The 20,870-nt window shown below is 69.8% G+C and carries 18 protein-coding genes, 1 tRNA gene and 1 pseudogene; 12 read left to right on the top strand and 8 right to left on the bottom strand.

Going from position 1 to position 20,870, the window contains the following annotated elements; genetic code table 11:
• Window positions 1-11: 11 nt before the first annotated feature.
• Window positions 12-1,346, bottom strand: coding sequence for an aspartate aminotransferase family protein (locus tag PE066_RS19395; RefSeq protein ID WP_271234164.1), 1,335 nt, complete (start codon window positions 1,344-1,346; stop codon window positions 12-14).
• Window positions 1,347-1,420: 74 nt separating this feature from the next.
• Between PE066_RS19395 and PE066_RS21440 the strand changes: the two are divergent.
• From PE066_RS21440 to PE066_RS19385, 3 genes and pseudogenes are all read left to right on the top strand, one after another.
• Window positions 1,421-1,525: pseudogene (locus tag PE066_RS21440) on the top strand (hypothetical protein); the annotation flags it as partial.
• Window positions 1,526-1,528: 3 nt separating this feature from the next.
• A complete protein-coding gene (locus PE066_RS19390; protein WP_271234163.1) occupies window positions 1,529-2,197 on the top strand; it encodes a phage integrase central domain-containing protein in 669 nt (222 codons plus the stop codon).
• A gap of 158 nt (window positions 2,198-2,355) precedes the next feature.
• Window positions 2,356-2,862: a methyltransferase domain-containing protein gene (locus PE066_RS19385; protein ID WP_271234162.1), complete on the top strand. Its 507-nt coding sequence runs from the start codon at window positions 2,356-2,358 to the stop codon at window positions 2,860-2,862.
• 534 nt (window positions 2,863-3,396) lie between these two features.
• On the opposite strand, the gene PE066_RS19380 is transcribed toward PE066_RS19385, so the two are convergent.
• The 6 genes from PE066_RS19380 to cysS all read right to left on the bottom strand — a co-directional run bounded on the left by PE066_RS19380 (window position 3,397) and on the right by cysS (window position 9,092).
• Window positions 3,397-3,489, bottom strand: a tRNA-Ser gene (locus tag PE066_RS19380).
• Window positions 3,490-3,575: 86 nt separating this feature from the next.
• Entirely contained in the window at window positions 3,576-4,844 is a 1,269-nt protein-coding gene (locus PE066_RS19375) for an aspartate kinase (protein WP_271234161.1), read from the bottom strand.
• Between the two features lie 109 nt (window positions 4,845-4,953).
• Window positions 4,954-5,952: a tRNA lysidine(34) synthetase TilS gene (tilS, locus tag PE066_RS19370; RefSeq protein ID WP_271234160.1), complete on the bottom strand. Its 999-nt coding sequence runs from the start codon at window positions 5,950-5,952 to the stop codon at window positions 4,954-4,956.
• A complete protein-coding gene (locus tag PE066_RS19365) occupies window positions 5,915-6,892 on the bottom strand; it encodes an acetyl-CoA carboxylase carboxyltransferase subunit alpha (RefSeq protein ID WP_271234159.1) in 978 nt (325 codons plus the stop codon). The genes tilS and PE066_RS19365 overlap by 38 nt, the downstream gene beginning before the upstream one ends.
• Window positions 6,893-7,068: 176 nt before the next feature.
• On the bottom strand, window positions 7,069-7,719 hold the full coding sequence (locus PE066_RS19360; protein WP_271234158.1) for a DNA-3-methyladenine glycosylase family protein: 651 nt from the start codon (window positions 7,717-7,719) through the stop codon (window positions 7,069-7,071).
• Complete coding sequence (cysS, locus tag PE066_RS19355; protein WP_271234157.1) at window positions 7,716-9,092, bottom strand: cysteine--tRNA ligase; 1,377 nt, start codon at window positions 9,090-9,092, stop codon at window positions 7,716-7,718. Before cysS ends, PE066_RS19360 begins: the two co-directional genes overlap by 4 nt.
• A 154-nt stretch (window positions 9,093-9,246) precedes the next feature.
• Here cysS and PE066_RS19350 point away from each other — a divergent pair, with 154 nt between their 5' ends.
• The 6 genes from PE066_RS19350 (at window position 9,247) to PE066_RS19325 (ending at window position 14,322) form a co-directional block, all read left to right on the top strand.
• Complete coding sequence (locus PE066_RS19350; RefSeq protein ID WP_271234156.1) at window positions 9,247-10,290, top strand: nuclear transport factor 2 family protein; 1,044 nt, start codon at window positions 9,247-9,249, stop codon at window positions 10,288-10,290.
• Window positions 10,291-10,356: 66 nt separating this feature from the next.
• Window positions 10,357-11,646: a L,D-transpeptidase family protein gene (locus PE066_RS19345; protein ID WP_271234155.1), complete on the top strand. Its 1,290-nt coding sequence runs from the start codon at window positions 10,357-10,359 to the stop codon at window positions 11,644-11,646.
• Window positions 11,643-12,221: a peptidylprolyl isomerase gene (locus tag PE066_RS19340; protein WP_440480549.1), complete on the top strand. Its 579-nt coding sequence runs from the start codon at window positions 11,643-11,645 to the stop codon at window positions 12,219-12,221. The genes PE066_RS19345 and PE066_RS19340 overlap by 4 nt, the downstream gene beginning before the upstream one ends.
• Window positions 12,222-12,234: 13 nt before the next feature.
• Window positions 12,235-12,741, top strand: coding sequence for a peptidylprolyl isomerase (locus PE066_RS19335; RefSeq protein WP_271234154.1), 507 nt, complete (start codon window positions 12,235-12,237; stop codon window positions 12,739-12,741).
• 10 nt (window positions 12,742-12,751) lie between these two features.
• Window positions 12,752-13,519 (top strand): UDP-2,3-diacylglucosamine diphosphatase, encoded by a 768-nt coding sequence (locus PE066_RS19330; RefSeq protein WP_271234153.1) that lies wholly within the window; start codon window positions 12,752-12,754, stop codon window positions 13,517-13,519.
• The gene (locus PE066_RS19325; RefSeq protein ID WP_271234152.1) at window positions 13,519-14,322 is read left to right on the top strand and encodes a zinc-dependent peptidase; all 804 of its coding nucleotides are present in this window, start codon (window positions 13,519-13,521) and stop codon (window positions 14,320-14,322) included. Before PE066_RS19330 ends, PE066_RS19325 begins: the two co-directional genes overlap by 1 nt.
• Before the next feature lie 61 nt (window positions 14,323-14,383).
• Here the strand turns inward: PE066_RS19325 and PE066_RS19320 are convergent, their stop codons facing one another.
• A complete protein-coding gene (locus PE066_RS19320; protein ID WP_271234151.1) occupies window positions 14,384-17,335 on the bottom strand; it encodes a DUF349 domain-containing protein in 2,952 nt (983 codons plus the stop codon).
• Window positions 17,336-18,112: 777 nt separating this feature from the next.
• Here PE066_RS19320 and PE066_RS19315 point away from each other — a divergent pair.
• From PE066_RS19315 to nrdR, 3 genes are all read left to right on the top strand, one after another.
• The gene (locus PE066_RS19315) at window positions 18,113-18,946 is read left to right on the top strand and encodes a lytic transglycosylase domain-containing protein (protein ID WP_271234150.1); all 834 of its coding nucleotides are present in this window, start codon (window positions 18,113-18,115) and stop codon (window positions 18,944-18,946) included.
• Window positions 18,947-19,170: 224 nt separating this feature from the next.
• Complete coding sequence (gene glyA, locus PE066_RS19310; RefSeq protein WP_271234149.1) at window positions 19,171-20,415, top strand: serine hydroxymethyltransferase; 1,245 nt, start codon at window positions 19,171-19,173, stop codon at window positions 20,413-20,415.
• A gap of 4 nt (window positions 20,416-20,419) precedes the next feature.
• On the top strand, window positions 20,420-20,869 hold the full coding sequence (gene nrdR, locus PE066_RS19305) for a transcriptional regulator NrdR (RefSeq protein ID WP_271234148.1): 450 nt from the start codon (window positions 20,420-20,422) through the stop codon (window positions 20,867-20,869).
• Window position 20,870 lies beyond the last annotated feature (1 nt).

The following is a 20,870-nucleotide window of genomic DNA, read 5'->3' as shown; positions in this document are numbered from 1 at the left end:
GTGGTTGCTTTTCAGAGGGATGAAATCACGGCCTCGAGCGCGGCGTGCAGCCGCTGCGCCACCAAGCCCAGTTCCGATTCGCTGGCGACGAAAGGCGGCGCGAGCAAAAGGTGATCACCATAGTGGCCGTCCACCGTGCCGCCCATCGGGTAAACCATCAAGCCGAGCGCCATCGCCTGCTTCTTGAGCCGCGCGTGCACCTTCAGCGCGGGATCGAACGGGGCCTTGCTGGCGCGATCGCGCACCAGCTCGATGCCCCAGAACAGGCCGCGGCCGCGGATGTCGCCCACGTGCGGATGCGCTCCGAAGGTTTCCTGCAGCAGGCCGTGCAGGAAGTCGCCGCGCCGGCGCACCTGCGCCAGCAGCCCGTCGCGCTCGATCACCCGTTGCACCGCCAGCGCGGCCGCGCAAGCGACCGGATGGCCCAGGTAGGTGTGGCCGTGCTGGAAGAAACCCGAGCCCCGCGACATGGCCTCGACGATGCGCTGCTGCGCCAGTACGGCGCCGATCGGCTGGTAGCCCCCACCCAGGCCCTTGGCGATGGTGATCAGGTCGGGCACCACGCCTTCCTGCTCGCAGGCGTGCAGCGTGCCGGTGCGGCCCATGCCGCACATCACCTCGTCCAGGATCAGCAGCACGCCATGGCGGTCGCAGACCTCGCGCACGGCCTTGAAGTAGCCCGGCACCGGCGTCAGCACGCCGGCGGTGGCGCCGCCGACCGTCTCGGCGATGAAGGCGATCACCTGGTCGGCGCCGACGCGCAGGATCGCTTCCTCCAGCTCGCGCGCCAGGCGCCGGCCGTACTGTTCGGGCGTCTCGCCCGGCTGCAGCTCCCGGTAGGGATAGCAGGGCGAGACATGGGTGGCCGGCATCAGGATCGGCGCGAACGGCTCGCGCCGCCAGGCGTTGCCGCCCACCGCCAGCGCGCCCAGGGTGTTGCCGTGATAACTCTGCCGGCGTGCTATGAAGTGGCTGCGCTGCGGCTGGCCGATCTCGAGGAAGTACTGGCGCGCCAACTTCAGCGCGGCCTCGACCGCCTCCGAACCGCCGCTGACGAAGTACGCATGGCTGGTGCCCGCCGGGCCGGTGCGCACCAGTTCCCGGGCCAGCTCCTCGGCCACGTCGGTGGTGAAGAAGCTGGTGTGCGCATAGGCGATGCGGTCGGTCTGCGCGTGCATCGCCGCCAGCACGTCGGGGTGGCCATGCCCGAGGCAGGACACCGCGGCGCCGCCGGAGGCGTCGAGGTAGCGGCGGCCTTCGCGGTCGGTGATCCAGACCCCTTCGGCCGAGACGGCCACGGGCGGCAAATGGTGCAGGTGGCGATGCAGGACGTGGGTGGCAGCCATGAGGTGGGTTCCGATAGTCCGGCCGAGTTTAGACGCCGCACAAAGCGAAGCCCGCCTTGCGGCGGGCTTCTTGTGTGGCGGAGTCGGCCTTCCGCTACACCAGCCCCGTCACGAAGAAGCGCAGGGCGATCGGGCTGGGGTCCACGCGCGTGCGCAGGTTGGCCGACGCGCGGATCGTAGCGGTGGACTACAGGCGCGCCCTGCTGGACGGCGTCGACCCCAAGGAAAAGCGGGATCAGGACCGCCACGCCGCCGCCCTGGCCGGCGCTCGCACGATCACCTTCGATGAAGCGGCAGCGCAGTGCATCGCGGCGAAGGAGGCCGAGTGGCGGAACGTGAAGCACGGGCAGCAGTGGCGGAACACGCTGGCGCAGTACGCGAGCCCCACGCTAGGCGATCTGCCGGTGGACAGGATCACCACGGATTTGGTGTACCGCGCACTGGAGCCGATCTCTTCAGGCGTTGCGAGCGCAAGCAGTCGGCGCGGGATGGCGTCAGGCCGACTCCGACTCCAATGGCAATTTGTTCGGCGGCCGGTCCAGCGCCGCCGCGTGCCTCATCCGTGGGGCCGAGGCCTTGCTGCGCTTGACATCCGCCTTGGCCACGGAGGTTTGTCGGCGCCCTCCTACGGCACCGTTCTGCGCACCGGCGTAGCTTGGAATATCCCTTCATTCGCCTGGCAGTGGTCGATCAGTCAAGGAATATACCAATGCATAAACCTGTTGGTGTCCATCCCATACCGAATGCAGCGATTGAAAAAGCAAGGAACGCCTACCGTTTGTTATGCGCGGATTTCGTACGAGAGCATCCGGACAGTCCATACATCGATTACATCGGGGCAGCCGTCGTAAACAGTGCTGTCCTTGATCGTCAAGCAAGAGCGATAGAGCTTTATGGCCCATACGTGTCGAATGGGATGAGCATCCTTGACTGGGGTTGCCGCCACGCTCCAGATTCGTGCATGCTCCGCACGATGTTCCCCGATCTAAGGATCGACGGAGCCGACACCATGGATGACGATTTTTCGCTGTTCCATCGCTACGCCAAGCTTGACTTCGCGTTGCTTGCCCACGAGTTCCAGCTTCCGTATGAAGACGAACGCTTCGACATGGTAATCAGCGGAGGTGTGCTCGAGCATGTAGCCTTCGAACGCGAGAGCATGATGGAGGTGTGGCGCACCCTCAAGGGCGACGGACTGTTCGTCATCACATTCCTTCCCAACCGAGGTTCGATCTCCGAGAATCTTCACCGCCTGCTGGGCCACTTCGGCGGCCACAATCGCCTTTACAGTCTTGCGCGAGCTAAGGAGAGTTTCCTGCGCAGGGGCTTCGTCCTCGAGACTGCAGGCTATCACCAGATATTCCCCACCTTGGGGAAGAATGTACGCTCCCAGCGCGCCGCCATGCTGATCGCAGGACTCGGCGCTCGGCTAAACCGACCGCTGGAGCGGGTGCCAGGGGTGCGGGGCATTGCATCCAACCTCTATTTCGTGCTGCGCAAAGCCAAGTACATGTAGTGCCGCGGTGCCCATCGGCCGGCTTTCATATGAGGCAGCCTGATGGACGCAGGCATGCCGCGCGGCCCCCGGTACCTGCCGCGTGGCTGGTCATCGATGGAAACGTCGGCTTCCGACATCGCCCGCGCCCGCGAGGCCGGCTTCGACCACCACCTGCTCAAGCCGGCCCGCGTGGAACAGATCAGTGTTCGCCTGGGCGGCGGGTCCCATCCAGCCAAATCGGGGGTAGGGTGGAGGTGGGGTGGCCGCCGCGCGATATAGCGCGCTTGAAACACGACACGCCGCTTGCCGCTGCCAAGGTATGCCGCCCCCCGCTTGGTCGTTTCGATCCCTGCCGCGCGTCATCGATGCCAGCCGCAAGGCCCGCGGAGCCGCTCATGAAGCTTGACGCGAATGCGAAGAGGCGCGCATACGCCTCGAAGCATTCCGCGAGTCGCGTGTAGCTCAGCCGGATAGGCGCAAGCGCGCGGTGGTGGGTGAATTGGTGGGTAGAAAAGCAGAACGGGCCTGAAAGGCCCGTAAATGCTTGCTTGCTGGCGGAGACGGAGGGATTCGAACCCTCGATGCGGCTCTACACCGCATACTCCCTTAGCAGGGGAGCACCTTCGGCCTCTCGGTCACGTCTCCAGCAAGCGGCAATTATGCCCCAAGCATGCACCTGTTCCGGCTCGGCAATGGCACTTTCGGACGCGAGCCGCCGCGAATGCGTCCCGTCAAGCCGGCGGCGCGTCGAGGTCGAACGCGCGGTGCAGCGCGCGCACCGCCAGTTCCATGTACTTCTCGTCGATCACCACCGAGGTCTTGATCTCGCTGGTGGAGATCATCTGGATGTTGATGCCCTCCTCGGCCAGCGAGCGGAACATCTTGCTGGCCACGCCGACGTGGCTGCGCATCCCGATGCCCACGATGCTCACCTTGCAGATGCGGGTGTCGCCTTCCAGCTGGTCGGTGCCCAGGCTGGGCAGCACCTGCGATTTGAGCAGGTCCATCGTGCGCGCGTAGTCGTTGCGGTGCACGGTGAAGCTGAAGTCGGTCCGGCCATCCTTGGAGATGTTCTGGATGATGACGTCGACCTCGATGTTGGCGCCGGCCACCGCGCCCAGGATGTTGTAGGCGATGCCGGGCTTGTCGGGCACGCCCAGGATCGACACCTTGGCCTCGTCGCGGTTGAAGGCAATGCCGGAAACGACGGCTTTTTCCATTTGTTCGTCTTCCTCGAAAGTGATCAGGGTGCCGGAGCTGGCTTCCTCTCCGATCGGGATGTCCCAGGGCGTGAAGCTCGACAGCACGCGCATCGGCACCTTGTACTTGCCGGCGAATTCCACCGAGCGGATCTGCAGCACCTTGGAGCCGAGCGACGCCATCTCCAGCATCTCCTCGAAGCTCACGCTGCGCAGCCGGCGCGCCTCGGGCACCACGCGCGGGTCGGTGGTGTAGACCCCGTCCACGTCGGTGTAGATCAGGCACTCGGCCGCCTTCAGCGCCGCCGCCACCGCCACCGCCGAGGTGTCGCTGCCGCCGCGGCCCAGGGTGGTGATGTTGCCGCCCTCGTCCACGCCCTGGAAGCCGGTGATGATCACCACCTTGCCGGCGTCGAGGTCGGCGCGCACCTTCCGGTCATCGATCGAATCGATGCGTGCCTTGGTGTAGGCGTTGTTGGTGCGGATCGGCACCTGCCAGCCGGCGTAGCTCACCGCCTGCACGCCTTCGGCCTGCAGCGCGATCGACAGCAGCCCGACCGAGACCTGCTCGCCGGTGGAGCCCAGCATGTCCAGCTCGCGCAGGTAGGCCGGGCTGGGGTTGGCCGGCGCCAGCTCCTTGGCCAGGCCCAGGAGCCGGTTGGTCTCGCCGCTCATGGCGCTGGGCACCACCACCATCTGGTGGCCGGCGCGCGCCCACTTGGCGACCCGCTTGGCGACGTTGCGGATGCGCTCGGTCGAGCCCATCGACGTGCCGCCGTACTTGTGAACGAACAATGCCATGGAAGGTGCGACGAAAGGGCCGGGGCGCCGGGAAAAGCCCTGCGGTCCAGCCTCGGGGAAAACCCGGGATTCTAGCGGGGCCCGGGCCCTGGCTCAGCCGGGCCGGCGCTCACCGCGTTCGCAAGTCGGGCTCGTCCGAGAAGCGCAGCACGGCGCCGTCGCGCGCGACGAACCCCGTGGCCACCTTGAGCCGCAGCCGGTGTCCGCGCGTCGTGCAATCGGCCACCTGGTCCAGCAGTTCGTCCATCTGGGCCGCACTGGCCAGCGCGCCGTGCGCGCTGCGCAGCCAGTGCCGCAGCAGGTTGGCCTGCCGCCCGCGCGAGAGCGGCTGCAGGCGGGCGATCACCGGCTCGCCGCCCATCGCGGCGAGGTCGGCTGCGGCGACCTCGTCGAGCAGGGACTGCGCCTGCGCGGCATGGCGGGCCGAGCGCGCGAAGGTCTCGCGGAACTGCGGGAAAGCCTGCTCCAGTGCCGGCAGCACCTGGTGGCGGATGCGGTTGCGCGTGTAGCCGGTGTCGCTGTTGCTCGGGTCCTCGACGAAGCCGGCGCCCTGCCCGGCCAGCCACTGGCGCAGCACCGCGCCGGGCACCTGCAGCCAGGGCCGCAGGAACGCCACCCCGTGCCGCTCGAAGCGCGCCGGCATCGCCGCCAGCCCGGGCAGGCCGGCCCCGCGCGACAGGGCCAGCAGCAGGGTCTCGGCCTGGTCGTCGGCATGCTGGGCCAGCAGCACGCAGCCCAGGTTCGCCTCGCGCGCGGCATCGGCCAGCGCGGCGTAGCGGGCCCGGCGAGCGGCGTCCTCCGGGCTGTCGCCCGGCGCGTGTCGGGCATCGACGTGGCGGACCTCAAGCGCGACCTGGAGTTCTTCGCAGGTGCGGCGGCAATGGGCGGTGAAGGTGTCGGCCGCCGCCTGCAGCCCGTGGTGGACGTGGATCGCCTGCACCTGGCCCGGCCAGCAGCGCACGGCTGCGCGCAGCAGGGCCGAGGAGTCGGCGCCGCCGCTGTAGGCGACCGCCAGGGGCAGTGGAGGACTCAGCGCCCGCAGCGGCGCCAGCAGGAGGTCGGGCGCGGACTCAGCGCGCGTCGGCCTTGGTGTCCGTGAAGCGGCCATAGCCTTGCAGCCGCTCGTAGCGCCGGTCCAGCAGCTCGCGGCCCTTGAGGTCGGCCACCTGGCGCCAGGCATCGTTGAGGGCGCGCTTGAGGAACGCGGCCATCTGCTTGTGGTCGCGGTGCGCGCCGCCGACCGGCTCGCTGACGATCTTGTCGACCAGGCCCAGGGCCTTGAGCCGGTGCGCCGTGATGCCCATGGCGTCGGCCGCCTCCTGCGCCTTCTCGGAGGTCTTCCAGAGGATGGAGGCGCAGCCCTCGGGGCTGATCACCGAATAGATCGAGTACTGCAGCATCAGCACCTGGTCGGCCACCGAGATTGCCAAAGCGCCGCCCGAGCCGCCCTCGCCGATGACGGTGGTGATGATCGGCACCTCGAGCTGGGCCATCTCGTAGATGTTGCGGCCGATGGCTTCGGACTGGCCGCGCTCCTCGGCATCGATGCCGGGGAAGGCGCCAGGCGTATCGACGAAGGTGAACACCGGCAGCTTGAACTTCTCGGCCGTCTTCATCAGGCGCAGCGCCTTGCGGTAGCCCTCCGGGCGGCTCATGCCGAAGTTGCGGGCCGCGCGCTCCTTGGTGTCGCGCCCCTTCTGCTGGCCGATCACCATGCAGGCGTTGCCGTTGAAGCGGGCCAGGCCGCCGACGATGGACAGGTCGTCGCCGAAGTGGCGGTCGCCGTGCAGCTCGATGAAGCCGGTGAAGATCTCGCCGACGTAGTCGAGCGTGTAGGGCCGCTCGGGGTGGCGCGCGATCTTGGTGATCTGCCAGGGCGTGAGCTGGCCGTAGATGTCCTTGGTGAGCTGCTGGCTCTTGCGCGAGAGCTGGTCGATCTCCTCGGAGATGTCGACGGCCGATTCGGTCTGCACGTAGCGCAGCTCGTCGATCTTGCTTTCCAGTTCGGCGATGGGTTGCTCGAAGTCCAGGAAGGTTCTTTTGGCCAAGGGGTTGGCTCCTGTGAATCTGGGTGCGTCAGCACCCGGCGTTGCCGCTGAGTGTCAACCGTCTCGAACGGAGGTTGCAGGTCCTTTCGCGGGCCACCGCGGAACCGGCTTCGCCGGGCCGCTGGCGGCGCCCCTCGAGGGGAGGCGCCGAAGGTGCTTCGGGGTGGACTTGCACTTCAATATTCGACGGGCAGCGGGTCGAGCGAGCGCCAAATATACCAAGTGGCCACGCTGCACCAGGGCTGCCAGGCCTGCGCCACTTCGCGCGCGTCGCTGCGGCTGACCGGGTCGCCCGAAAAATAGTTGCGGCTGATGCCGTTGATCAGGCCGACGTCGTCCAGCGGCAGCACGTTGGGCCGCATCAGGTGGAAGATCAGGAACATCTCGGCGGTCCAGCGCCCGATGCCGCGGATGCCCACCAGCTCGGCGATGATGGCCTCGTCGTCCATCGCGTTCCAGGCATCGACGTGGATGGCGCCGGAGTCGAAGTGCAGCGCCAGGTCGACCAGGTACTCGATCTTGCGCGCCGACAGGCCGGCGGCCTGCATGTCGTCGACCTTGAGCTTGAGCACGTTGCCGGCCGTCATGCGGCGCGGCAGCCGGGCGAAGCGGTCCCAGACGGTCTGCGCCGCCTTCACCGAGATCTGCTGGCCGACGATGCTGCGCGCCAGCGTGGTGAAGGCGTCTCCGCGCGACTGCAGGCAGGCGTCGCCGAACTGCGGGATCAGGCGCTTGAGCACCCGGTCCTTGCGCGACAGGTGGCGGCAGGCCTCGGCCCAGTAGTCCGGGCGCGCCAATTCGACGGGGGAGCCGACCGCGTCCGTCACGAAGCGGCCTCCCAGGTGGTGCCCGTGGGCGAATCCTTCAGCACGATGCCCTGGGCCAGCAGTTCGGCACGGATGCGGTCGGCCTCGGCGAAATTCTTTGCCTGCTTGGCCGCGGCCCGCTCGGCGATGCGCTGCCCGATCGTCGCTTCGTCCAGCGCCGCGCCGCTGCGCAGGAACGCCTGCGGGTCGCCCTGCAGCAAACCGAGGATGCCGCCCAGCGCCTTCAGCAGCCCGGCCGACGCCGCCGACTTGCCGCGATTGACCTCGGCCGCCAGGTCGAACAGCACGGCGATCGCCTCGGGCGTGCCGAAGTCGTTGTCCATGGCGGCCTTGAAGCGTGCCGCATGGGGCTGCGACCAGTCGATGGCCGCCGCGGGCGCCGGCGCCACCGTGGCCAACGCCGTGTACAGGCGGCGCAGCGCGCCGCGGGCGTCATCCAGGTGCACGTCGCTGTAGTTCAGCGGGCTGCGGTAGTGCGCGCGCACGATGAAGAAGCGCACCGTCTCCGCGTCGAACTTGCGCAGCACGTCGCGAATGGTGAAGAAGTTGCCCAGCGACTTGGACATCTTCTCGTTGTCGATGTTGACGAAGCCGTTGTGCATCCAGAAGCGGGCCAGCGGCTTGCCGTTGGCGCCCTCGCTCTGGGCGATCTCGTTCTCGTGGTGCGGAAAGGTGAGGTCGGCGCCGCCGCCGTGGATGTCGAAGGTCTCGCCCAGCAGCGCGCAGGCCATGGCCGAGCACTCGATGTGCCAGCCCGGGCGGCCGCGGCCGTAGTCGCTGTCCCACTGCGCATCCTGCGGCTCGGCCGGCTTGGCGGCCTTCCAGAGCACGAAGTCCAGCGGATCGTCCTTACCGTCGGCCACCGCCACCCGCTCGCCGGCATGCAGTTCGTCGAGCGTCTTGCCCGAGAGCTTGCCGTAGCCGGGGAAGCGCCGCACGGCGTAGTTGACGTCGCCGCCGCTGCGGTAGGCCAGGCCCTTGCCTTCGAGCGTGCGCACGATGTCCAGCATCTGCGGCACGTAGTCGGTGGCGCGCGGATCGTGCGTCGGCCGCTCGATGCCCAGCGCATCGAAGTCGCGGTACATCTCGTCGATCATGCGCGCGGTCAGGCTGCGCACCGGCTCGCCGTTGTCCAGCGCGCGGCGGATGATCTTGTCGTCGATGTCGGTGATGTTGCGCACGAAGGTCACGCGCAGGCCCGAGGCCCGGAGCCAGCGCTGCACCACGTCGAAGGCCACGTTGGCTCGCGCATGGCCGACGTGGCACAGGTCGTAGACGGTGATGCCGCACACGTACATCCGCACGTGGCCGGCCTCCAGGGGAGCAAAGTCCTCCAGGGCACGCGTCAGCGTGTTGTAGATGCGCAGGCTCATGGGATGTTCGGGAGACCTGCGCCGCGGCGGGGGGCTGCGCGAGGTCGGGTCGCTGCCCGGTCCTGCGGCTCTTGCCGTCGAGGTGCCCGGTACAATCGGCCCGCAGTATATAGGCCCTGCGCGGGATTCGGTCCGCGCCTCACCGAACGCTCCCATGTCGCACGCCCGCCTTTCCGTCCCGCGCTCGCTGCGCCTGCTGGCCCTGGCAGCCGCGATCGCCGCGCCCGTGCTGGCGCTGGCCGACGACTACGCCGACGTGAACCAGTTGCTGCGCAACGGCCGCCAGGCCGACGCGCTGGCCAAGGCCGATCAGTACCTGGCCGCCAAGCCGCGCGATCCGCAGATGCGCTTCCTGCGGGGCGTGATCCTCACCGAGTCGGGCAAGACGCAGGATGCGATCGCCACCTTCGTCAAGCTGACCGAGGACTATCCGGAGCTGCCCGAGCCGTACAACAACCTGGCGGTGCTCTATGCCGGCCAAAGCCAGTTCGACAAGGCGCGCGCCGCGCTGGAAATGGCGATCCGCACCAATCCCAGCTATGCCACGGCGCACGAGAACCTGGGCGACGTGTACGCCAAGCTGGCCAGCCAGGCCTACAGCAAGGCTCTGCAGCTCGATGCCGGCAACACGGCGGTGCAGCCCAAGCTGGGGCTGATCCGCGAGCTGTTCGCGCCAGCTGCGCGCGGTGCGAAGCCGGCGGCGGCCGCCCCGGCGCCCTCGCCTGCCCCTGCCGCGGTGGCCGCGGCGCCGGCACCGGCCGCCGCGCCCCCGGCGCCAGCCGCTGCGCCCACGCCGGCGCCCGCTGCCAAGGCACCGGCGGCCAGCCCGGCGCCGGCGCCCGCGGCCCCTGCCAGCGATGCGGCGGCCCGCGACGTCGAAGCCGCCGTGCTGGCCTGGGCCAAGGCCTGGTCGGCCAAGGACATGGGCGCCTACCTCGCTGCCTACGGCAAGGAATTCGCTCCGCCCGGCAAGCAGACGCGAAAGGCTTGGGAAGACGAGCGCCGCAGCCGCATCGTGCCGCGCTCGCGCATCGCGGTGCGCGTGTCCGACCTGGACGTGGATGTCGACGGCAGCAAGGCCGTCGCGAAGTTCCGCCAGGCCTACAGCGCGGACGGCCTGAACATCAACGGCAGGAAGACGCTGGAGCTGCACAAGGTCGGCGACCGCTGGCTGATCGTGCGCGAGAGCGTGGGCTGAGGAAGGCCGCCGGCCGCCGCGCCACTGCCGCCGCCGCTGCCGCTGCCGGGCGCAGGACTTGCAGTCTTGAACCTCCGCTCTCCCCACTGGGCCCTGTTCAGCGCGCGAGCCGCCGCGCTGTGCGCGCTGGCCCTGGCGCTGGCCGGGCCGGCGATGGCCTCGCCGCCACCCAAGTCCAAGGCCAACACCAAGCCAAAATCCAAGGCCAAGAAGGTGCACCCCGCCGGCACCAGGACGGCGATCCGCGACGGCCAGGCCGAGGCGCGCCTGATCGAGGTTTATCGACTGGCGGGCCAGGGGCAGTCGCGGCTGGCACTGGCCCGGGCCGAGGCGCTGGTGCGCGAGCACCCCAACTTCCAGCTGGCGCAACTGGTCTATGGCGACCTGCTGGCGGCGCGCGCGCGGCCGGTACGCATGCTGGGCGACGTGCCTGAAGGCGCGGGTGCGCTGGCCGCCCAGCCGCTGGCGGACCTGCGCGAGGAGTCGCGGCTGCGCGTGCGCGCGCTGCTGGAGCGGCCGCCGGCGGGCATGGTGCCCTCGCAGTTCCTGCAACTGTCGCCGCGCAGCCGGCACGCCATCGCCATCGACACCTCGCGCGCGCGCCTGTACTTCTTCGAGAACACGGCCGCCGGCCTGAAGCTGCTGGGCGACTACTACGTCTCGGTCGGCAAGCAGGGCATCGAGAAAGCGGTCGAGGGCGACCTGCGCACGCCGCTGGGCGTGTACTACATCACCAGCAACCTGGACCCGAAGACGCTGAAGGACTTCTACGGTGCCGGGGCGCTGCCGATCAACTACCCCAACCCCTACGACACGCGGCGCGGCAAGACCGGCAGCGGCATCTGGCTGCACGGCACGCCGCCCGGCCAGTTCGCGCGCGCGCCCAAGGCCAGCGACGGCTGCGTGGTGCTGGCCAACCCTGACATCGAGCGCCTATTGCGAACGGTGGAGGTCCGCACCACCCCGGTGGTGATCGCCCCGTCGCTGCAGTGGGTGGCGCCAGCCGGCCTGCCCGCCCAGGCCAAGCCGTTCACCGAGGCCTTGAGCGCCTGGCGCGCCGCCAAGTCCAGCGGCGACACCGACCGCCTGCTATCGTTCTACACGGCCGACTTCACGTCCGAGGGCAAGGGCCTGGCCGAGTGGCTGCCGCAGCTTCGCGCCGAGCTCGGCCGCGTCGGCGGGCGCAGCCTGCAGCTCAAGGACCTGTCGTACCTGCGCTGGACCGACTCGGCGGAAACCATGGTGGTAACCTTCGGCGAGGTGCCCGAGGGTGCCCGCAGCGGCCCCGTCAAGCGCCAGTACTGGATGCGCATGGGCCCGCACTGGAAGATCTTCTACGAAGGAGTGATTGGTTGATCCCAGCCCTGACCCGCCGCGCCGCCGCCGGCCTCGTCGTCCTGTCCACGCTGCTGCCCGCCGCCTCGTGGGCGCAGCAGGCCCCGCGCGTGAAATTCAGCACCAGCGCCGGCGACTTCGTCGTCGAGGTGTATCCCGACAAGGTGCCGAAGACGGCCGACAACTTCCTGCAGTACGTGCGCGACGGCCACTACGACGGCACCATCTTCCACCGCGTGATGGACGGCTTCATGATCCAGGGCGGCGGCTTCACGCCGGACATGCAGCAAAAGCCCACCCGCGCGGCCATCCCGCTGGAGACCCGGCCCGAGCTGAAGAACGACCGGGGCATGCTGGCGATGGCACGCACCGGCAACCCGAACTCCGCCACGGCGCAGTTCTTCATCAACGTGGTCGACAACAAGGGGCTGAACGCGCCCATGCCCGACGGCTACGGCTATGCCGTGTTCGGCAAGGTCGTCTCCGGCATGGACGTGGTCGACAAGATCAAGGGCGTCGCCACCGGCAACCGCAACGGCCACCAGAACGTACCCGCCACGCCCGTGGTCATCAAGTCCGCGGCCATCGCCAAGTAAAAGGATCCGAAACATGAGCAACCCCAAGGTCGACCTCCACATTGCCGGCTACGGCGTCGTCACCCTCGAACTCGACGAGGCCAAGGCCCCGAAGACGGTCGAGAACTTCCTCTCGTACGTGAAGAAGGGCCACTACGACGGCACCATCTTCCACCGCGTGATCGACGGCTTCATGGTCCAGGGCGGCGGCTTCGCCCCCGGCATGAGCCAGAAACCCACCGACGCACCGGTGCAGAACGAGGCCAACAACGGCCTGAAGAACGACTGCTACACGGTGGCCATGGCGCGCACCAACGACCCGCACTCGGCCAGCGCCCAGTTCTTCATCAACGTGGCCGACAACGACTTCCTCAACCACCGCGCCCCCAATCCGCAGGGCTGGGGCTACGCGGTGTTCGGCAAGGTGGTGGCCGGCACCGACGTGGTCGATCGCATCAAGGCCGTGAAGACCGGCCGCAAGGGCTTCCACGACGACGTGCCGCAGCAGGACGTCGTGCTCGAGAAGGCCGTCGTCGCCTGACGGCGCTGCGTTGGCGCTGCCCGCCTTCGCTGAACTCGCGGCCGGCGCCGGCTGGCGCCGTGCCGACCTCATCTCCGACCTGCACCTGCACGAGGGCGAACCCGCCACCTTCGCGGCCTGGCGGCGCTTCATGGCGTCCACGCCGGCCGACGCGGTGTTCATCCTTGGCGACCTGTTCGAAGCCTGGCCGGGGGACGACGTCGCCCGGCAGCCGGGCTTTGCCGCCGATTGCGCCGCGGTCCTGCGCGATGCCGCGGCTCGCCGCCCCGTCTTCTTCCTGCACGGCAACCGCGATTTCCTGGTCGGCGAGGCGCTCGCCGACAGCACCGGGATGCGGCTGCTGGCCGATCCCACGGTGTTGTCGTTCGGCCCCCGGCGCTGGCTGCTGAGCCACGGCGACCTGCTGTGCCTCGGCGATACCGAATACCTGCGCTTTCGCGCCCAGGTGCGCGCGCCGGACTGGCAGCGCGACTTTCTCGCGCGACCGCTGGCCGAGCGGCAAGCGGTCGCGAGCCAGCTGCGCGCACAGAGCGAAGCGCGCAAGCGCTCGGGCCTGCCCTACGCCGACGTCGATCCCGGTGAAGCCCGCGCCTGGCTGCGCGCCGCCAGCGCCGACACGCTGGTGCATGGCCATACGCACAAGCCCGCGCGGCACGACCTGGGCGACGGCCTGCAGCGCATCGTGCTGACCGACTGGGACCTGGCCGCGTCACCCGCGCGCGCCCAGGCCCTGCGCCTGTCGGCGGACGGCGGCTGGCAACGCCTGCCGCTTGCCTGATGTTCGGCTGGTGGCGGCGGCGCCGCGCGGCGCCCTCCATTCCCGAGCCACTGTGGCGGCAGGCGCTGGCCGCCTACCCGTTCCTGGCCGCGCGCCCGCACGACGAGCGCGAGCGCCTGCGCGCGCTGGCGGCGCAGTTCCTGCAGGCCAAGGAGTTCCACGGCGCCCAGGGCCTGGCCATCACCGACGAACTGGCGCTGGCGGTGGCGGCGCAGGCCGTGCTGCCGGTGCTGCACCTTGGCCTGCGCTGGTACGACGACTTCGTCGGCATCGTGGTCCACCCCGACCAGGTGGTCGCCCGCCGCACGGCGCAGGACGACGCCGGCGTGGTGCACGAGTGGGAAGAGGTGCTGGCCGGCGAAGCCATGGAGCGCGGCCCGGTGATGCTGAGCTGGCGCGACGTGCAGGATGCCGGCGCCTCGGCCGAGCAGGGCTACAACGTCGTCGTCCACGAGTTCATCCACAAGATCGACATGCGCGACGGCGAACCGGACGGCTGCCCGCCGCTGCCCGCCGGCCGGCGGCGCGAGTGGCAGGACGTGCTGGGCGCCGCCTACCAACGCTTTCGCGAGCAGGTCGTGATCGCCGAGCGCTTCGCCGGCGAACCGACCTGGCTGGATCCCTACGGGGCCGAGAACCCGGGCGAGTTCTTCGCCGTCGCCGGCGAGGCCTACTTCGTCAACCGCGCCCGCTTCGCGCAGGAGTTCCCCGCCTTGCTGGCGTTGTTCGACGCGTTCTTCCTGGCGCCCGGCCATTCCCGCGCAGGCGGGAACCCGGAACGCCCGCCTTCGCGGCCGGCTTGAGCACGTCATCCCCGTTTGCACGGGGATGACGGATCGAAGCCGAAGCGGAGCGTGGCCGGCCTCAGCCGCGCAGCAACACCTTCAGCACGTTCTGCAGCCGGCGCGCCGTGCCGGCGTCGTGCCCGGTGGCCAGCACGCGCGCGGTGTCCTCGCCCCAGGTCTGGGCCGGCGACGGGTCGTTGCGGCGGGTCAGCAGCACCAGTTGCAGCTGCCGCCGCGCGGCGACCTGGTCCGCCGGCGTCGGCGCCTCGGACGCGATTTCCAGCCGCAGCAGGGCCTCGCCGGCCTCGCCCGAGGGTGCCGACTGCAGCGCCTTGGTCCAGGCGCCGCGGATCGCGGGCGTCACGGCCCGCCCCAGCTCGCTCTGGCTCGGCACGTCGTCCGCCGAGCGCTTTTCCCAGGCGGCCAGCAACTGGGTGAGCGCCTCGCCGTGCGCCTGCGCGGCCAGCTTGCGCAAGGCTTGCTGCGCGTGCTCGGTCGCCTCGCGCTGGGCGCGGAAGGCGACGTCGCCCAGCCGCGGGCCGCGGTCGTCCGGCGCGCGGTCGCCGAAGCGGCCACCCCGCCCTTCGCGGCCACCGCGCTCGTTGGTGCGGTCGCCGAAGCGGCCGCCGCCCCCAGGTGCGCCGCGCTTGTCGCCAAACCGGCCGCCGCGGCCCATCGGCTGCGGCTCGGCGCGTTTCATGCCCGGGCGGTCGTCGCCGCGCATGGCCACCACCGGCTTGGGGCCGGTCTTGGACGGCGCCGATGCCGCCGGCGCTTCGCCTGCAGGCGCCTCAGCCGTTTCGCCGCCGGGCTCGGCAGCGGATGCCTGCTGGTCAGGCTCGGCGCCTTCAGCAGCGGGTGCGGGTGCGGGCGCCTGGGCGTCGGCGCGGGCGTGGTCGGCCTTGGCCTGGGCCTGTCCCTTCAGCGCCGCATCGAGCGCCGCCAGCGCTTCGCGGATGCGGCTGGCATCGCCGCTGGCATTGGCGGCCTCCAGTGCCTTCGATGCTTCCAGCACCGCCCGGTCGCGCTCGCTCAGGGCGGCCGCCGCGCGCTCGCGCTCCTCGGTCTTGCGGTTGAAGGCGTCGTCGATCGGCTTGCGGAACGCATCCCACAGCTTCTGTTCGTGCTTGCGGTCCAGCGGCACCGCCTGCGCCTCGGCCTGCCAGCGTTGCTGCAGCGCCTTGACCGCGTCGATGCGCAACTGGGGCGCGGCGCCCAGCACCCGGGCTTCCTCGATCATGGCGTGGCGCCGCTCGACGCTCTGCTTTTGCGCCGCCGCCAGCGGCGCCTCGGCCGCCTGGATCGCCTGCTTCCACTGCGGCTGCAGCTCAGCGAAGGCCTTCTCGCTCAGGTGACCGGCTTCGCGCCAGCGCGAATCGAACTGGCGAATGGCCCGGTTGAATGCCTTCCAGTCGTTGCCGGCCGCCGCGGCGTTCTGCCCGGCCCAGGCCTGCACCTCCTGGATCAGCGCCAGCCGCTGCGACCGGTGCTCCGCCGCCTCGGTCTTGACCTTGTCCAGCCAGGCCTCGACCACCTTGTAGGCTTCGTTGCAGGCCTCGTCGAAGCGCTTCCACAGCGCGTGGTTGGGCGGCCCCCCCTGGTCGACCTGCTTCCACTGCTCGCGCAGGGCGCGCAGCTGTTCCTGCATCTTGCGGCCGCCGTAGCGCGGCCTGCGCGGCCCGGCGACCGCAGCGGGTGCCGCTTTCGGTGGCGTCGGTGGCGTCGCGTCGGCGGCGGCCGGGGCATCGCCGCCGCTCATCGCCGCATCCGCCGCTGCCCCGCTCCCGGCGGCCAGCGCAGTCGGCTCGACCGCATCGGCCTCCGGCGCCGCGCCTTCCGCCTCCGGCGCGGCGCTTTCCGCCTTCGGCGCCGCGCTTTCCGCCGTCGGAGCTGCGACTTCCACCTTCGCCGGCGTTCCTTCCGATTTCGGAGCCGCGGGCCTGGCGGGCGCGGCCGGCTCGAACAAGGCCTCCGCCTTGGCCACCAGCTCCTGGCGCAACTGGTCGGCGCGCCAGCGCTGCCAGCCTTCCAGCTCGCCGGCCGAGGCGAGCAGCGCATGGGCCTGGTTCTCCAGCTTGTCGTCGATCAGCTTGGCGTGCTCCTTCAGGGCCGCGCGCAAGGCGGCCGCCGCCCCGGCGGAGCCCTTGCCATGCCCCTGGGCGATCTCCTGCTCCAGCTTGCCGATCGCCGCCGTGACGGCCTCGGCCGCCTTGGCCCGCAGCTCCGGATCGACCCGGGGCTTGGCCGCCGCCGGCGGCGCTTCCACCGGGATGCCGCGGGCCGCCCGCAGTTCGTCCGCCCACACCGGCACCGGTGGCAGCGCAGCGGCGGGGTCGGCGTCGGCGGCAACGGCCTGGGCCAGGGCGGCCTGGAACGCGTCCCAGACCACCTGCAACTGGTTGCGCGAGGCGTCCAGCAGCGGCGGGAAGCGGGCATCGACGCTGGCCCAATTGGCGTCGGAAACCAGCGCGTCGGCCTGGCCCTGCCATTCGGGAACGTCGCTGCGCAGGGCATCGGCCGCCGCCAGGGCGTCGCGCCAGGGCTTGGTGGACAGCACCTCGATGCGTTGCGCCAGCAGCACCGCCGCCTCGCGCTGCACCTGCACGCGGTGCTGCAGGTCCTCGATGCCCTTGACGCGATCGGCCAGGCGGGTCTTCAGGCCGGCCAGGGGGTCGCGGCTCAGCGGTGCGCCGGCCTTGGCGGCATCGCGCTGCCAGGCCATGGCGTCGGCGATGTTCAGGCGCGGCTGCGCCAGCAGGGCCTCGGCCTTCTGCGCCCACTCGGCGGCGATGGCTTCCTGGCCGCGGGCGCGCTTGATCTCGTCGAGCCGCTCGCGCAGCACCCGGGCGGCGCCCTTGTCGCGCGCGCTGAGTTCGCGGAACACCTCCTGCATCTGCTCGGCGCTGGGGTTGCCGGCGAGCCAGTCGCGCAGGCGCGCGGCACGCTCGCCCGAGGTGGGCGCGGAAAAGGCACCACCGGTCAGCGCGTCGAGCGCCTGGGTGTCGGAGGATCGGAGGCTGGCTTGGGTCACTTCGGTCGGTCGGAAAAAAACACGCCCACGCGAGCGCGGGGGCAGGTCCGTATTCTCGCCGCGATTGACCCCGCTCCTTGCGGGCCCGTCAACGAGAAAGCCCGGCAGCGGCCTGAAGCCATCTGCCGGGCTTGACGGCGGCGCAAGTCCGACCGTCTGGGTGTGCCGCGGGAGGTCAGTGGTCCCTGTCGGCACCGGAAGCAAGAGATTGCTCCCAGGATCGACCAGGACCTGTGCCACGTACACCGCACCTGGGCTGCAAAGGGGGTAAGCCCTTGCCGCACGCAGGCCGGCACATCACGGCGGGGAAGTCCCGGTGCAAGCGCCCGATTGCTCGGGCACCTACAAGTTAGAGGTGCGCCTCGGTCCCTGCAAGCCCGCCTTTTCAATGGCCGGCAAACCCGCGATTGCGCATGCCGCATTGACAACGCCGCCCGTCGTTGTCCGCGGATTTCCGACGGGAGACGAAGTTCACGTCCGACGTCGCCCGGCAGCGTCGAGGGCGTAAATCGGTGATTCAAATTGCAAAATTAGGCATAAAGATAAACGTTTTTATCCTTGACTCGTTATTTGGCCGACTCCTAGAATTCGCCACCCTGGCCGCTGAGCTAGGGACAAACCCGAACCGCTGCCGAACCCGGCGAAGTCGGATCGACCGCCGCAGGCCCTGAGAGGAGCCCCGTTCGATCCGATGGCGTACCAATCCAAACGAGGTGTCCGACCGGCCTCTGCTCGCCCGAGCAGCCCGTCCCCGGCCCGCGCGTAGAAAGGAGTGCTATGACAGCGTCAGGAAAAGTCGCCCGTGCCGTGCGGACCTTCACCGCAGATGTCGCGCAGGGCTTTTTCGAGATCACCCACAACGGCCTTGCGCTGGTGGGCGTGGCCGTGGTCATCGCCCTGGCGGCCGTGACGGCCCGCCCGGAGCTGAGGCAAGCCGGCGAAAGCCGGTTGATGAGCTGGCTGCAGGAGCGCCAGGTCGAGGCCCTCGGCATGGTGCCGGACCTGGACGCCATCGGCCGCGCCACCGCGGCCAATCCCAAGGACCTGCCCCAGCAGCAGGCCGCCGTGGCCTATTGGCTGTCGCGCAAGTACCGCGTGGCCCCCGAACCGCTCAGTGCCCTGGTGGCCGAAGCCTGGGAAGCCGGCAGCCGCGCCAAGCTGGACCCGACACTGATCCTGGCCGTGATGGCCATCGAGTCGGGCTTCAATCCGTTCGCCCAAAGCGCCGTCGGCGCCCAGGGCCTGATGCAGGTGATGACGCGCGTGCATACCGACAAGTACGAGGTCTTCGGCGGCAAGCTGGCGGCCTTCGACCCGGTGACCAACCTGCGGGTGGGCGTCAGGGTGCTGCAAGAGTGCATCCAGCGCGCCGGCTCGCTGCAGGCCGGCCTGAAGTTCTACGTCGGCGCCGCCAACCTGCCGGACGACGGCGGCTACGCCGACAAGGTGATGGCCGAGCACGCTCGCCTGCAACAGGTGGCCGCCGGCCGTGCCGTGCCGGTGTTCACGCCGGCACCGCCGGCGACGCTGCGCACCCTGGCGCCGGCCCTGGGCGCCGGCCCCCTGCTGCCCAACGAGGCCGACAAGTTCGCCTCGCTGTCCGGCTCGTGAGCCGGGGCTCGGCTACACTTTCCCCCGTACGCGACTGGCGATAGGCGCGGCGCCCGCACCGGGCCGCCCGCGTTGACGTGGGCCACCACGGGGGAGCGTGCCGCGGGAATGAAGTCTTGCGCCGCGCGCGATCGCGCCGCGCAGCGGGCCCATCCCCGTGATCCGCCGTTCGCCTGGGCAGCCCTTGTGCATCACAGGGACCTCATGTCTGGAAGGACTGCCGCATGTACCAACGCAACATCCTCATCGAGCAAACCGACCCCGAGCTCTGGGCCGCGATCGTCGCCGAGAACCGCCGCCAGGAAGAGCACATCGAGCTGATCGCCAGCGAGAACTACGCCTCGCCCGCCGTGATGGCCGCCCAGGGCACGCAACTGACCAACAAGTACGCCGAGGGCTACCCCGGCAAGCGCTACTACGGCGGCTGCGAGAACGTCGATGTCGCCGAGCAGCTGGCGATCGACCGCGTCAAGCAGCTGTTCGGCGCCGAGGCCGCCAACGTGCAGGCGCACTCCGGCGCCCAGGCCAACGAGGCCGTGTTCCTGGCCTTCCTCAAGCCGGGCGACACCATCATGGGGATGAGCCTGGCCGAGGGCGGCCACCTGACCCACGGCATGGCGCTCAACATGAGCGGCAAGTGGTTCAACGTGGTGAGCTATGGGCTCGACGACAAGGAAGAGATCGACTACGAGGCGATGGAGCGCAAGGCGCGCGAAGCCCGGCCCAAGCTGATCATCGCGGGGGCCTCCGCCTATTCGCTGCGCATCGATTTCGAGCGCTTCGCCCGCATCGCCAGGGAGGTCAGCGCCATCTTCATGGTGGACATGGCGCACTACGCCGGGCTGATCGCCGCCGGCGTGTACCCCAGCCCGGTGCCGCACGCCGACGTGGTGACGTCCACCACCCACAAGAGCCTGCGCGGCCCGCGCGGCGGCATCATCCTGATGAAGGCGGCGCACGAGAAGGCGATCAACAGCGCCATCTTCCCCGGCCTGCAGGGCGGCCCGCTGATGCACGTCATCGCCGCCAAGGCAGTGGCCTTCAAGGAAGCGCTCGCGCCCGAGTTCAAGGCCTACCAGGAGCAGGTGGCGAAGAACGCCCGCGTGGTCGCGCAAACGCTGGTCGAGCGCGGCCTGCGCATCGTCAGCGGCCGCACCGAGAGCCACCTGATGCTGGTGGACCTGCGCGCCAAGGGCATCACCGGCAAGGAAGCCGAGGCGGTGCTGGGCCAGGCCCACATGACCATCAACAAGAACGCGATTCCCAACGACCCGGAAAAGCCCATGGTCACCAGCGGCGTGCGCATCGGCACGCCGGCCATGACCACGCGCGGCTTCAAGGAGGACGAGGCGCGCCAGACCGCCCACCTGATCGCCGACGTGCTGGACAACCCGCGCGACGAGGCCAACATCGCCGCCGTCCGCGAGAAGGTCAACGCCCTGACCCGGCGCTTCCCGGTGTACCGCTGACGCCATGAAGTGCCCCTTCTGCGGCAACGATGACACCCAGGTGGTGGAGACACGCGTTGCCGAAGACGGGGACTTCATCCGCCGGCGCCGCCAGTGCGCCCACTGCGAAAAGCGCTTCACCACCTACGAGCGGCCCGAAGTGAACTTCCCGGCGGTGGTGAAGAAGGACGGCCGCCGCATCGACTACGAGCGCGCCAAGCTGCGCGCTTCCATGAACCTGGCGCTGCGCAAGCGCCCGGTGAGCACCGAACAGGTCGATGCCGCCGTCGAGCGCATCGAGGAAAAGCTGCTCAACATGGGGGTGCGCGAGATCCCCAGCGCCCGCATCGGCGAGTTGGTGATGCGCGAGTTGAAGAAGCTCGACAAGGTCGGCTACGTGCGCTTTGCCAGCGTCTACCGCAGCTTCGAGGACATCGACGAATTCAAGACCATGGTCGATGAGATCCGGCGGTAAC

Source organism: Ramlibacter tataouinensis (genome assembly GCF_027941915.1).
GTDB classification, from domain to species: Bacteria; Pseudomonadota; Gammaproteobacteria; order Burkholderiales; family Burkholderiaceae_C; genus Ramlibacter; species Ramlibacter tataouinensis_C.
The sequence above is the reverse complement of the archived record's forward strand: the minus strand, read 5'-3'. Positions and strand labels throughout refer to the sequence as shown.